13 protein-coding genes are annotated in these 12,888 nt (G+C 65.2%); 1 reads left to right on the top strand and 12 read right to left on the bottom strand.

The genetic code is table 11. The annotated features are described in order from the left end of the window. The first annotated feature begins 23 nt into the window (after nucleotides 1–23). Nucleotides 24–833 (top strand): RsiV family protein, encoded by an 810-nt coding sequence (locus YH64_RS25590; protein WP_046806823.1) that lies wholly within the window; start codon nucleotides 24–26, stop codon nucleotides 831–833. Between the two features lie 242 nt (nucleotides 834–1,075). Here YH64_RS25590 and YH64_RS25585 read toward each other — a convergent pair whose 3' ends face one another. The 12 genes from YH64_RS25585 to tmk form a co-directional block, all read right to left on the bottom strand. Beyond that, the gene (locus YH64_RS25585) at nucleotides 1,076–2,185 is read right to left on the bottom strand and encodes a porin (RefSeq protein ID WP_046806857.1); all 1,110 of its coding nucleotides are present in this window, start codon (nucleotides 2,183–2,185) and stop codon (nucleotides 1,076–1,078) included. Nucleotides 2,186–2,528: 343 nt separating this feature from the next. Then, nucleotides 2,529–3,008, bottom strand: a complete 480-nt coding sequence (locus YH64_RS25580) for a thioesterase family protein (protein ID WP_046806822.1) — start codon at nucleotides 3,006–3,008, stop codon at nucleotides 2,529–2,531. A gap of 275 nt (nucleotides 3,009–3,283) precedes the next feature. After that, complete coding sequence (locus YH64_RS25575) at nucleotides 3,284–4,573, bottom strand: Glu/Leu/Phe/Val dehydrogenase (protein ID WP_104145655.1); 1,290 nt, start codon at nucleotides 4,571–4,573, stop codon at nucleotides 3,284–3,286. A 271-nt stretch (nucleotides 4,574–4,844) separates the two neighbouring features. Continuing rightward, nucleotides 4,845–5,792, bottom strand: coding sequence for a formimidoylglutamase (gene hutG / locus YH64_RS25570; RefSeq protein WP_046806820.1), 948 nt, complete (start codon nucleotides 5,790–5,792; stop codon nucleotides 4,845–4,847). Then, a complete protein-coding gene (locus tag YH64_RS25565) occupies nucleotides 5,789–6,571 on the bottom strand; it encodes an amino acid ABC transporter ATP-binding protein (RefSeq protein ID WP_046806819.1) in 783 nt (260 codons plus the stop codon). The genes hutG and YH64_RS25565 overlap by 4 nt, the downstream gene beginning before the upstream one ends. Next, entirely contained in the window at nucleotides 6,568–7,236 is a 669-nt protein-coding gene (locus YH64_RS25560) for an amino acid ABC transporter permease (protein ID WP_046806818.1), read from the bottom strand. The genes YH64_RS25565 and YH64_RS25560 overlap by 4 nt, the downstream gene beginning before the upstream one ends. Further along, nucleotides 7,233–7,976 (bottom strand): transporter substrate-binding domain-containing protein, encoded by a 744-nt coding sequence (locus YH64_RS25555; protein WP_046806817.1) that lies wholly within the window; start codon nucleotides 7,974–7,976, stop codon nucleotides 7,233–7,235. Before YH64_RS25555 ends, YH64_RS25560 begins: the two co-directional genes overlap by 4 nt. Before the next feature lie 203 nt (nucleotides 7,977–8,179). Further along, the gene (locus tag YH64_RS25550) at nucleotides 8,180–8,920 is read right to left on the bottom strand and encodes an IclR family transcriptional regulator (protein WP_046806816.1); all 741 of its coding nucleotides are present in this window, start codon (nucleotides 8,918–8,920) and stop codon (nucleotides 8,180–8,182) included. Between the two features lie 206 nt (nucleotides 8,921–9,126). Next, nucleotides 9,127–10,083 carry an ankyrin repeat domain-containing protein gene (locus tag YH64_RS25545; RefSeq protein WP_046806815.1) on the bottom strand — a complete coding sequence of 319 codons (957 nt, stop codon included), beginning with the start codon at nucleotides 10,081–10,083 and terminating at the stop codon, nucleotides 9,127–9,129. 203 nt (nucleotides 10,084–10,286) lie between these two features. After that, nucleotides 10,287–11,057 carry a TatD family hydrolase gene (locus YH64_RS25540; protein ID WP_046806814.1) on the bottom strand — a complete coding sequence of 257 codons (771 nt, stop codon included), beginning with the start codon at nucleotides 11,055–11,057 and terminating at the stop codon, nucleotides 10,287–10,289. 80 nt (nucleotides 11,058–11,137) lie between these two features. Further along, a complete protein-coding gene (gene holB / locus YH64_RS25535) occupies nucleotides 11,138–12,187 on the bottom strand; it encodes a DNA polymerase III subunit delta' (RefSeq protein WP_046806813.1) in 1,050 nt (349 codons plus the stop codon). Further along, nucleotides 12,184–12,807, bottom strand: coding sequence for a dTMP kinase (gene tmk, locus YH64_RS25530; RefSeq protein WP_046806812.1), 624 nt, complete (start codon nucleotides 12,805–12,807; stop codon nucleotides 12,184–12,186). The genes holB and tmk overlap by 4 nt, the downstream gene beginning before the upstream one ends. Nucleotides 12,808–12,888 lie beyond the last annotated feature (81 nt).

The raw sequence follows: 12,888 nt of genomic DNA, 5'->3' as shown, positions 1-12,888 counted from the left end.
CTTGATTTTGTGGAGGTAGTTCAATGCGTCGCACATTCACGCCGCCAGGCGGGATAAGCGGTCTGATCCTGGGCGCGGCCTTGTTGGCGCTGGCCGGCTGTGGCAGTACGCCGCCTGCCAACATCACCCTGGCCGCGCCCGCTTCGACCACCCCGGAAAAAGTGGGCGACCTGTCCACCGAGCGGATCAAATGGGCGTCGAACAAACCGGGCTGCGAAGGCGACTGCCCGCGCATTGAAATCGACAGCGTGGCGTTTCCGGGCATACCCAAATTGACGGCGTTGGTGGACCACGTGCTGGCCTACATGACCGGCACCGATGCCAATCGGCGTGGCCCCTACAACACGCTGTCGGAATACACCCAATACTTCTGGTCGACCGCGCGCGCCCGCGACGCCACGTATTTCAAGGCGTCGGTGAAAGACACGGTGGGCGACATCGTGGCGATTGAATTGCACACCGAGCAATTTTTGACGGGCGCCGCGCACGGCATTCCGGCCACGCAGTATTTGAACTGGGAGCGTTCGCGCGGCCGCGTCATGAGTCTGGATGAAGCGTTGATCCCAGGCCGGCGCGCGGAATACGTTGCGGCCTTGCAGCGCGCGCATGCCAAATGGCTGACGGGCAACCCCGACGCCAAGCGCGATCCCGCCGCCTACAACAAGATGTGGCCCTTCCAGGAAAGCGACAACTTTGCGTTGACGCGCGACGGCATCGTCGTCAAATACGACGCCTATTCGATTGCGCCCTACTCGCACGGCGAACCGGAACTAAGCATCCCTTATGCCGACCTGCGCGGCATCCTGAAGCCGGAACTGTTGCCCACGTCGTAGGCCAATGCCAAGACCGGCAACGGGCGCATGGCCCAATGCCGGTCAAGGATGCGTGCTCAGCGCGGCGCAAGGCCTTGTGCAGGCCGAGGTTCGGGTGAGCGGACTGAGAGTGGAGCTAGGGAGGTGGCCGCTTTTTTCGCGTCTGTGGCCGGGTAAGACGCCCAGTCCGCTCAATGCAACCGCGGCAAGAACGGGCCGGCGGCGCGCGCCACGCGCGCGCGTCGCCGGCCTGCCGCGATGGCTTAGAAGCGGTGGCGCACGCCCACGATGCCGACGGTGCTCTTGACGCCGTCAACAAACGCGAAGTCGGTCGCGTACGAACCCAGCGCGTACAGGTTGGTGCGCTTGGACAGGTTGTACGTGTAGCCGATGCTGTAGACGTTCATCGTCGAATCGTTGCCGGCGGTCAGCGGGTTGCCGTTCGGGTCGGCACGCTGCCACGACGCCAGGATGCTGCTGGCGCCCAACGGCACGGTCAGGCCGACCAGGTACGAATTGGCCTTGAAGCCGGACACGGCAACGTTGGTGCCGAAGCTGCTGGCCGTGGGGCTGCCGCTGCCGAACGAGTTGATGCTTTGGCCGGTGAACCAGCCGTCGCGCGTCTGGCCAAAGCCCAATGCCAGCTTGACGACTTCGAAGTCGTAGGCGGCCGCGATGGACCAGGACTTGGGCGTGGCATCCGTGCCCAGCTGGTTGGCCGGGTTCAGTTGGTCGTACGTGGCGGCGACGTTCAGCGGGCCGTTCACGTAACGCAGGCCGGTCGTGATGGCGCGCGTGTTGTCAGCAGTCTTGAAGCCGGTTTGGGCGGCGGTCGTGTCGGACGCGTTGAACGAGTAGCCCACGCCAAACTGGAAGCCGCTGAACGACGGGGTCGAATACTGGACCATGTTGTCGTAGCGGACGGTGTTGGCGGCGCTGAAGGCCACGCCCACGTTAGCTTGGCCATAGCTGCCCGAGAACGGGTCGATCGAGGCCAGGTACTTGGATGCGATGTTGGTCTGGCGGCCGAATTCCAGCAGGCCCCACGAATCGGCCTTCAGGCCGACGGTGGCTTGGCGGCCGAACAGGCGACCGCTTTGGCCGGATTGGCCGTTGCCCGAATTGAAGCCGCTTTCCAGCGTGAACACGGCAGACAGGCCATCGCCCAGGTCTTCGGCGCCACGCAGGCCCCAACGCGAGCCGCTCGACACGCCGTTAACCATGCCGACCTTGGATTCGTGATAACCGTCGCCCTTGATGCGCTGGTAGCCGATACCGGTGTCGATCAGGCCATACAGCGTTACCGAGGTTTCCGCTTGGGCCACGCCGGTGACGGCGGCCAGGAGCGCGGTTGCGAGCAGAGTCTTTTTCATTACATATTCCCTTTGATTGAACATACCCAGGCCGCGTGCCGGCTTGCTGGGCAAGCGGCGCATGGCGCATGGCAGGAACGAATTCTAGGGACGCTATGTGTCAGAAAATGATGCGGTACGGCTAGTGGCCCCGATTCGCGAAAAAAAAGCCCCACTGTGGTCAGCGCTCCACAACCGGAAAGAATGCCGGTGCGGCCACGAGCACGTCACCAGAGCATGTTATGAAGGGCGCACTGGCAATGCAATCACGGCATCACCGAGCGTGGTTCGGCGCGGGTTGGAGTGTTGTTTCGGCGCAGTTTCGACCTGGGTTTGGGCGTCGGCCCAAGCGTCGCTTCGTCCCTTAACGCGGACCTTTCAGCGGCAGCAGGCGGCGGTAGCCCGGTGGCAGTGGCTCGGCCGCGTGTTGGCTTACGGCGCGGGCCAGGCGTTGTTCCAACTCGGGCGGGAACGGCGTGGCGCGACGCGTGTTCAGGTCCACATGCAAGGACAGCTGCTCCATGGTGGCGGCCAGGTAGCCGTCGCGGATCTGGGTCAGTTCCATCAGGCAGAGCACCCGCTTGTCATCCGATTCCAGCAAGCGCACGCGCAGCATCAGCGGGTCACCGGCCAGCACTTCGCGCAGATAGGCCACGTGCACGTTCATGGTGTAGATGCCGCAGCGCGTGGCCTCGGTGTAGTCCAGCCCCACGCCCACCTGCCCCAGCAGCTCAAAGCCCACACGATCGAAGATGCCGACATAGTGCGCGGCGTTCAAATGGCCATACGCGTCGATCCAGGCGGGGTCCACGGTCAGTGTCGTGGACGGCAGGGCTTGAGTCATGAAGGTCTCCGGGTGGCGAAAGGGGAAGTGTCGATGAGCGGCGGCGGCTGCGACCGGCCTGGGTACGGGCTCAGCTTGGGTATAGGCCTGGACCTTGGCATGGACCATGGTCTGGGTCGGGGCTCGGCTTTGAGCTTGGGCTCCAGCTCCGGCACATTCTATTCAGATTGCGCCGGCCATGCCCCAATGGAAATCGCCCCTTGCGGGGCGATTTCTCTTTTTGTCTGCCTCGGCCTCCTCGGCGCCGCGTCAATGACGCCACGCCGATTCAGTCATCACGGATACAAGCCGCGCACCTGGCGCGCTTGCAGGATGCGCGTGCAAGCCACGATGAACGCGGCGGTGCGCAGCGTTACCTTGTGTTCCTTGGCCACCTGCGACACCGCGCTATAGGCTTCGCGCATGATGCGTTCCAGGCGCTGGTTGATCTCTTCTTCGCTCCAGAAGAAGCTGGAGAAGTCCTGCACCCATTCAAAGTACGACACCGTCACGCCGCCAGCGTTGGCCAGCACGTCCGGCACCACATACACGCCGTGTTCGAACAGGATGTCGTCCGCTTCCGGGGTGGTGGGGCCGTTGGCGCCTTCCACCACGACCTTGGCGCGCACCTTGGCGGCGTTGTCGGCGGTAATCTGGCTTTCCAATGCGGCCGGGATCAGGAATTCGGTTTCCAGCGTCCAGAATTCGTCCTTGTCCAGCGCCTGACCACCCGAGAAGCCGCCCACGCCGCCATGTTGCGACACGTGCGACAGCAGCTTGTGGACGTCCAGACCGGCGGGGTTGTGCACGGTACCGGTGTGATCCTGGGCGGCAATGACCTTGGCGCCGGCTTCATGGAACAGACGGGCAGCGGTGCCGCCCACGTTGCCAAAGCCCTGCACGACCACGCGCGCCTTGGACACGTCGATGTTCAGGTCGCGAGCGGCTTCGCACGCCACCACGAACACACCACGGCCGGTGGCTTCGACACGGCCCAGGCTGCCGCCCAGCGCGATCGGCTTGCCGGTGACCACGCCCGTGGCGGTGGCGCCTTCGTTCATGGAATAGGTGTCCATCATCCAGGCCATGGCCTGGGCGTTGGTGCCGACGTCGGGGGCGGGAATGTCTTTGGACGGCCCGATGATGACGCCGATTTCGCTGGTGTAGCGGCGCGTCATGCGTTCCAGTTCGGATTGCGACAGCGTGCGCGGGTCAACGCGGATGCCACCCTTGGCGCCGCCATAAGGCAGGTTCACGGCGGCGTTCTTGACCGACATCCATGCGGCCAATGCCATCACTTCGGAGAGCGTCACGTCTTGGTGGAAACGCACACCGCCCTTGCCCGGGCCGCGCGACACGTTGTGCTGCACGCGATAGCCTTCAAAGTGCGCGATGGTGCCGTTATCCAGTTCGATCGGCACATCGACGATCAAGGCGCGCTTGGGACGCTTGAGCGTCTCGACCCACCGACCCAAGGTGCCGAGGTACGGGGTGACCCGGTCGACTTGTTGCAGGTAATTACCCCAGGGGCCGAGGTCATCGGCATTCAGATAAGACGGCAAGGCATGGGTGGGAGTGTGAGACATGAGCATGATCTCCTGACAAAGTTGCGCCATTTTATCCACGAAAACTATAGCGTCCCTATTTAAAACCTAAATATTTTTAATAGGGACGCATAGTTATGGCGGATACCGTACGGGTCACGAGCCCGGCTCGAAAACTGACCTATCCTAAGCCGCGAACGCGCACGCGTCCAGCCTCGGTCAACCGCAAGCCGCGCCGGCCGGGCGTTACCGGAACAGCGATGAAAAAAGGGGCAGCCCCGTTCAGGACTGCCCCCTTTCACCGCGCACCTCTTCACGGCGCCATCAGCTGCCAGGCCAATCGCGCCGCCGCGCGCGCGCCATGGCCGTCCACGTCAAAGCGCGGGCTGTACTCGGCCAGGTCGGCCACCCGCAGCTTGCCGCTGGCCTTCACGCGCAGCACGATTTCCTCAACAACGGCCATCGGCACCCCGTAAGGCGCGGGCGCGGACACGCCGGGCATCACCGCCGCCGGCAACACGTCCAGGTCGATGGTCAGGTACACGTGGCGCGCGCGCGCGAGCAACGCGTCCACGTTGGCCAGCCGAGCTTCCAGATGGCGCTCCTGCATGTCGCGGTCTTCTACCCACACGGCCCCCACCTCGGCGGCGCGGGCGTACAACGCCGGCGTGTTCGCCAGCCGCGAGACGCCCAGGCAGGCATATTGCAGCGCCCGCCCCTCGGCTTCGCAGTAGCGCGCGATCTGGTCAAAGGGTGTGCCGGAACTTCCCGGGCGGCCGGTACGCAGGTCGAAGTGCGCATCCAGGTTCAGGACCAGCACGGGTTCGGTGTCGCCACGGGCTTGCAGCCAACGCGCCAAACCCTGGAAAGTGCCCCAGGCAATTTCATGCCCGCCGCCCAACACCAACGGGCGGGCGCCCTGCCCCAGCAGTTCCGCCACGCGCAGGCCCAGGCGTTCTTGCGCGTCTTCCAGCTCATCGCCCTGGCACACCACATCGCCTCCATCCAGCAGCCGGGCTAGCCCGTGCGCCGGCAAGCCGGCCAGGAACTTGCGGATGCCCGCCGGCCCTTCGGCCGCGCCGACACGCCCCTGGTTACGCGCCACGCCCGCGTCGCAAGCAAACCCCAGCAGGACGGGTTCGCCCTTGTTTGCCTGGCCGGCTTCGGCCTGAACGATGTGCGCCAAGCGACGCGTGTCGCCCTGTTCGGCGCTGTCGTCGCGCGCCTTCCACACATTCTGATCCCGCTGTGCCGCGCTCATGCCGCCGTCCCCTGGCTCAATACCGCTTGCAAGAATTCACGGGTGCGAGCCTCGCGCGGTTCAGTAAAGATCACTTCGGGCGGGCCGGATTCCAGGATCACCCCGCCATCCATCACCGCCACCACGTCGGCCACATCCCGCGCGAAACCCATTTCGTGCGTGACGACCATCATGGTCATGCCTTCACGCGCCAGCAGTTTCATCACCTGCAGCACTTCGCCCACCAGTTCGGGGTCCAGCGCCGAGGTCGGCTCGTCGAACAACATGACCTTAGGCTGCATGGCCAGCGCGCGCGCAATGGCCACGCGCTGCTTCTGCCCGCCCGACAGGCTGGCCGGCATGGCCGCCATTTTCTGCACCAGCCCCACCTTTTTCAGCAGGTCTTCGGCCAGCGCATTGGCCTGGTCACGCCCCATGCCTCGCAGCGTGCGCGGGCCCACGGTAACGTTATCCAGCACGGACAGGTGCGGAAACAGGTTGAAGCTCTGGAACACCATGCCCACCTGCATGCGCAGCTGGTTCAGCGCGGCCTCGGGCAGCAGCGTGCCGTGGTCCAGCAAGGTCTGGCCGCAGATGTCCACGGTGCCCGCCTCGGCCACTTCCAGGCCGTTGCAGCAACGCAGCAGCGTGCTTTTGCCCGACCCGCTGGGGCCGATCACCACGACTACCTGCGACGGCAGCACGTCAAAGTCGATACCCTTGAGCACGGCATGCTCGCCGTAGGATTTTTCCAGGCCGCGGATGCGGATCATTTCCTGCGGATTGCCTAGCGGGTTCATTGCACCATCCCTCCGGCGCGCAGGTGCTTTTCAACCCTGCGCAAAATCAACATGGCGGCGGTGGTCAGCACCAAGTAGATCAAGGCCACCACCAGATAGGTCTCCAGCGACCGATACGACACGCTGATGATCTTCTGCCCTTCGTGCATCAGGTCGTGAATGGTCAGCAGCGACACCAGCGCCGAATTCTTGATCAGCGCGATGAACTCGTTGCCCAGCGGCGGAATCATGCGCACGACCGCCTGCGGCAGGATGATGATGCGCATGGCCTGGCCGGACGACATACCCAGCGAACGCGCGGCCTCAGTCTGGCCACGGTCCACCGACTGAATGGCGCCGCGCACGATTTCCGACACGTAGGCGCCCGAATACATGCCCAGGCCCAGCACGCCGCAAGCGAACGCGGGCAAGGTCACGCCAAACTGCGGCAGGCCAAAGAACCAGATAAACAGCTGCACCAGCAACGGCGTACCGCGAAAGAACAGCAGATAAACGCTGCACAGGTTGTAGATGACGTAGCGCTTGGGGTTGAGCCGGCCGACGCCGACCAACAGGCCCATGACACAGCCCAGCAGCAAGGCGCCGGCGGTTACCTCCACGGTAACCACCGCGCCCCGCATCAGGCTGTCGAAGTCGGCGAAGACGGGGGCGAATTCCAGGTTCATTTCTTGGGCGCCTCGAACCACTTGTTCACGATGGCCTGGTAGCTGCCGTCCGCCTTCAGCTTTTTCAGGGCGGCGTTCAAATCACGGGTCAGCTCGGGCTTGCTCTTGGGCACGGCGATGCCGTAGTCCTCGGTCGTCACCTGGTCGTCCAGCACGGTCAGGCCGGTGGTGCTTTGGGCGAACAGCTTGGCGGCGGGCTTGCCCGTCACGGCGGCGTCGGCGCGGCCGATCTGCACCAGGTTGAACATTTCCTGGTTCTTCTCGACTTCCACCCGCTGCACGGCCGGCAGGTGCTCTTTCAGGTAGTTGACCGACTTCGTGCCCACCTGCACCGACACCTTGCGGCCGTCCAGGTCCTTGAGCGTCTTGATGGGGCTATCGGTCTTGGTCAGCACGACCAGGCCGCCGGCGTAGTACGGGTCGGTGAAGTCCACCACCTTGCTGCGCTCGGGCGTGATGTAGATGGCGGACACGGCGATGTCGGCACGGCCGGCTTGCAAAGCGGGGATCAGGCCCTTGAAATCGATGTCGATCCATTCGACCTTCTTGCCCATGGCGCCGGCCAGCGCTTCGACCAGCTCGATGTCAAAGCCGGTGCGCTTGCCGTCCTTGACGAACTCCATCGGGGGGAACGTGGCGTCGGTAACGGCGCGGATGGTTTCCTGGGCATGCGCCGCGCCGGCGCTCCAGGCAAGGCCCAGCGTCAGGGCGGCGGTCAACAATGTGCGGCGAGTGGTCATGGTGAGTCCTATGCGAATGGGTACGGCGGTGAGTACGGCGGTGAGTACGGCTAGAGGGATGCGGCGGAACAGGCGGCTAAAAGGGCCGGCCCGCGGATGCGGCGGAGCAGGCGGCCAAGGGGACGGCTAAACGAAACGGCTGGGGCGACAGTGCAACGACATATTCGATTGGGATCGGGCGGCAGCGCCCGGTCAGAGGATCTTCAGTGGACCTTCAGGCGGTCGGAAATGCGGCGCGCCGCGGCCACGGTCATGGCGATCAGTGCGTCGGGCCGTTGCGCCGCGCGCGTGGACGGCGCCATCAGCGTGATCGAGGCCACGGCCTGATTGGGCCGCTGGAATATCGGGACGCTTACGCCCCACACGCCGGCATCCACTTCACTATCGGTGACGGCATAGCCCTGCCCGCGTATCCGTTCCAGCTCGTCTTCCAGGCGGGACGGGTCCACCCCGGCTTCGTCGGCCAGATAGGCCAAGGCGGCTTGCAGACGGCCCAGCGGCATGAAGGCCAACAATGACTTGGCGGATGCGCCGCGCGCCAACGGCAGGCCGCGTCCCTTGGTGAAGGAACAGCGCAGCGGGTGCTGGCTTTCGATCATGTCCAGGCACACGGCCTGATCCTTGACGGCGACCAGCAAACCGATGGTCTCGCCGGATGCGGCAGCCAGCGTCGCCATGTCGGGCTGCGCTTCGTGTATCAAAAAGGACGACTGGTCAAAGCCCCACGCCAGTTGAACGCAGAGCGGCCCCGGGCCGTATTCGCCCTCGTGCTCGGCCACAAAGCCCCAGCGCTTGAGCAAGGCAACCTGGCGATACAGCGTGCTTTGGGCCAGCCCGGTTTTTTCCGCCAGCGCGGCGATCGTCAACGGGCCATCGTGCCGGGCCAGCGTGGCCAACACGTACAGGACACGATCCGCGCCCGCCCCTACCGATGGTTCCGACATCCACTCTGCTCCCGCCAATAAGGAGCCGAGATTATCAATTCATGGTGGTTCTTCTTTGATTTTTTCCCGAAGGATGAGAATAAGCAGGGAAAACCCCAGATAAGTACGAAAAAAAGACCGCAATGCGGTCTTTTTGATGTGTCCCTATCAGGGGGGAAAGGGGCAACAGCGCGTTGCGATGGCTGGGCGCCCTGCGTCCTGCCTGTTTACGGTGCGGCAGGGGTGTCGTAGTTGTTCAGCTTGACGCCGGATACGCCGCCCACGCTGGGTGCGGCGGCCGGGGCCGAGGCACTGCCAGCGGGTGCCGGAGCCGCGGCCGCCGGCGCGGCGCCCGGCGCTACGCCCATCGACGCGCCAGACGTTTCCACAGCCGGCTGCGCGGCACCTTGCGCGCTGCCCTGCGCGGCGGCATCCGCACCCGTCGCGGCATCGGCCTCTACCGGCGCGGGGCTGGCCGCGCGGCGCGCGCGCTTGGCCTCGTCCGCCTGGGCCACCTTCGTGGTCAGGTACGTCGCCACCGCCGCCGACTTGCCGTTGCGTGCCCAGTCAGCAGCGCTTTGGCTCTTCAGGTCGCGCGTGGTGACGTCCGCCCCCGCCTTGATCAGCAGATCGACCATTTCTCGATTGCCGCCCAACGCCGCCATCATCAGGGGCGTTTCACCGCCCGGGGCAGGCGCGTTCACCATGGCTTTCTTGCCCAGCAGCATGCGCGCCATTTCCATCTGCCCCTTGGACGCGGCGTAGTGCAGCGGCGTCCAGCCCAGCCGATTGACCTGGGCGCCCCGGGCGATCAGCTTTTTGGCGCGTTCGGTCTGGCCGGCAATGGCCAGGTACATCAGCGGCGTTTCGCCGGCCGGATTCTCGGCGTTCACGTCCGTGCGCTTGTCGGCCGCAATCACGTCAAACACCTTCCAGGCGCCGTCGACTACCGCGCGCATCAGGGCGGGTTGCCCGTTTTGGTAGCGCACATTGGGGTCGGCCCCCTGCGCCAGCAGGTCCTTGACGTCGTCCGGGTAATCGTTGGCCACGTACACCCACCAATCGCCCGGGTTGGCGGCGTGGGCCACGGGGGCCGCGCAGGCACCGAAGGCGACGGCCAGCGCCAACAGCGCGCCTCGGCATTGCGACAGGACTGGGCGGAAAGTCGGTGTGCGGGCGGTCATGGCTATCCTGGATGGAAAGGAACGAGGGTTAGGTGGGCGGCGGCCTGAAGGCCGGGTTTCTGGCCTGGCCGATGATGTGCATTCAAACCGTATGTCTTTGAACGGTATGTCTTTGAACGGTATGTCTTTGCGCACCGCGCTTACTGCTTACTGCTTACTGCTTACTGCTTACTGCTTACTGCTTACTTCTTACTTCTTACTTCTTACTTCTTGATCTTGCCGAACAGCTTGAAGAAGTTCTCCGTGGACGCCCGCGCCACGTCGGCCACCGGGATGCCTCGCAGGTCCGCAATCTTTTCGGCCACGTGGATCACCTTGGACGGGTCATTCAGCTTGCCGCGATACGGCACCGGCGCCAGGTACGGGGAATCGGTTTCGATCAGCAGGCGGTCCAGCGGCACCTTGCTGGCCACTTCGTGCACGATCTGCGCGTTTTTGAACGTGACGATGCCCGACAACGAAATGTAGAAATTCTGGTCCAGCGCGGCCTGGGCCACTTCCCAGGTTTCGGTGAAACAGTGCATCACGCCGCCCACCTCGGCTGCCTTTTCTTCCTTGAGCATGCGCACCGTGTCTTCGGCGGATGAACGCGTGTGCACGATCAGCGGCAAGCCGGTGTCGCGCGCGGCGCGGATATGCCGGCGAAAGCGTTCGCGCTGCCAATCCAGCGGTTCGGACAAACGGTAGTAATCCAGCCCGGTTTCGCCGATGGCCACCACCTTGGGGTGTTGCGACAAGCGCGCCAGCTCTTCGGGCGACGGATCGGGCGTGTCTTCGTAATCGGGGTGCACGCCCACCGAGGCCCACAGGTTGGGCTGGGGCTCCACCAGCGACATCAGGCCGGGCCATTCGGGCATGTTGACGCTGACGACCAGCGCGTGGCTGACCTGGTTGGCGGCCATGCGCTCAAGAATGGCTGGCAGATCGGCGGCCAGTTCAGGAAAATTCAAATGACAGTGCGAATCGACGTACATGATGTGACTACATAAAGTGATCGCGGCGCGGCCGCTGCGAAAGGAAATCGCAACAGACAAAGCGCCGCTGAATCAGGGACTTACGCCTGGCAGGATAGCACCACGCGTTGCAGGGTGGCGTGCGCGAAAAGCTTGGCGTTCAACGGGTGGGTGGCCAGCGCGCGCTGCCGCGTCAGCCAGCGCGCCGCCTCGGCCACGCGGGCCGTGTTCATGCGCGCGGCCACCTTGGCCACGCCCGCGCCCAACGCCGGAAAGTACCGCACGGGCGCGCCGGCGCTGGCCAGCATCAGATCCGTATACAGGCGCTGCAAGGCGTCGATCCATTCCGTGGCCGGCACCTTTTCCAGCGTTTCGGCCATCGTGCCGACATCGGGCGCCTGCCCCTGCGCCAAGGGGTTGATCAGTTGCGACAGCCACGGCGGGCAAGGCGTATCGCCCGCCTGCGCCAGCCGCAACGCAGCCAGCGGCGCGCCGCCCGCGGCCGCCAGCCATTCCCGCGCCGGCTCTACGTTCTGCGCACGCAGCCATTGCAGCGCGGTATCGGGGTCGGGCGCCGGCAAGGGCAAGCGCCGACAGCGCGATACCAGCGTGGGCAGCAGGCGGTCAGGCGCGTCGGCAACCAGCAGGAAAACGGTATGGGGAGGCGGTTCTTCCAGCACCTTGAGCAAGGCGTTGGACGACACCACGTTCAGCGCGTGCGCCGGGTACAGCAGCGCCACGCGCCATCCGCCCCGGTGCGTGGCGGTGTTGAACCAGGACTCCAGCGACCGGATCTGGTCGATGCGAATTTCCTTGGACGGGGCTCGCTTGGCCGCGCCCGAAGTCGGTTCGGCGTCCTCGGCAGGCTCGGCGGCGTCCGCGCCCTCTTCCACGGCCACGGCTTCGGGGCGGATGCGGCGCAGATCGGGGTGGTTGCCGCTGGCAAACCAGGCACAGGCGGCGCAGTGACCGCAGGCCAGGCCGTTATCGGGGGTTTCGCACAGCAGGCTGGCAGCGGCGGCAATCGCGAAATCCAGCTTGCCGATGCCGGCCAGGCCGTGCACCAGCCAGGCGTGCGCAAAGCGGTCGCGGTTGCCCAGCCAGGCACGCGCCGTCTCCATCTGCCACGGCAGGAACTGGGGCGCGCTCATGTCGTCGCGGCCAGCAACGCCCGCAGCCCGGCTTCCAGTTCCGTGCGGATCTGCGCGATGGACCGGGTGGAGTCGATGATGTGGATGCGGTCGGGGTTAGCCTGGGCGCGGGCGTGATACGCCTGCCGGGTGCGCTCGAAGAAGGCGGCGCCTTCGCGTTCGAAGCGGTCGGGCTCGCGCGCATCGGCCAGCCGGGCGCGCGCCACTTCCAGGGGAACGTCGAACAGCCAGGTGCGATCGGGTTGGCCCGCGTGCATCCATTGTTCCAGCACGGCCACCCGCTCGGCGCCCAACTCGCGGCCGCCGCCCTGGTAGGCGTAAGTGGCGTCGGTATAGCGGTCGCACACCACCCAGGCGCCACGCGCCAGCGCCGGTTCGATGACTTGCCGCACGTGTTCGCAGCGCGCCGCGAACATCAGCAGGGTTTCGGTATCCAGGCCCATCTGATCGGTCAGTACCAGCGCGCGCAGCTTTTCGCCCAGGGGCGTGCCGCCCGGCTCGCGCGTGGAGACCACGTCCAGCCCCTGGCTGCGCAGGAAGTCCGCGATCCAGTCGGTATGCGTGCTTTTGCCGGCGCCGTCCACGCCCTCCAGCGTAATGAAGCGTCCGCGAGAGGTCATTGGTCTTGTCCTTCAGGTGTGTCGGTTTCGGAGTCCGTCGCCGCGCCGGGGCCGTCCGGCACGGTGACGGGCGCGGTGGCC

Origin of the sequence: Achromobacter sp. LC458 (genome assembly GCF_001005835.2) — a bacterium.
Lineage (GTDB): Bacteria > Pseudomonadota > Gammaproteobacteria > Burkholderiales > Burkholderiaceae_B > Achromobacter > Achromobacter spanius_B.
This window is presented reverse-complemented; position numbering and strand designations above follow the sequence as displayed.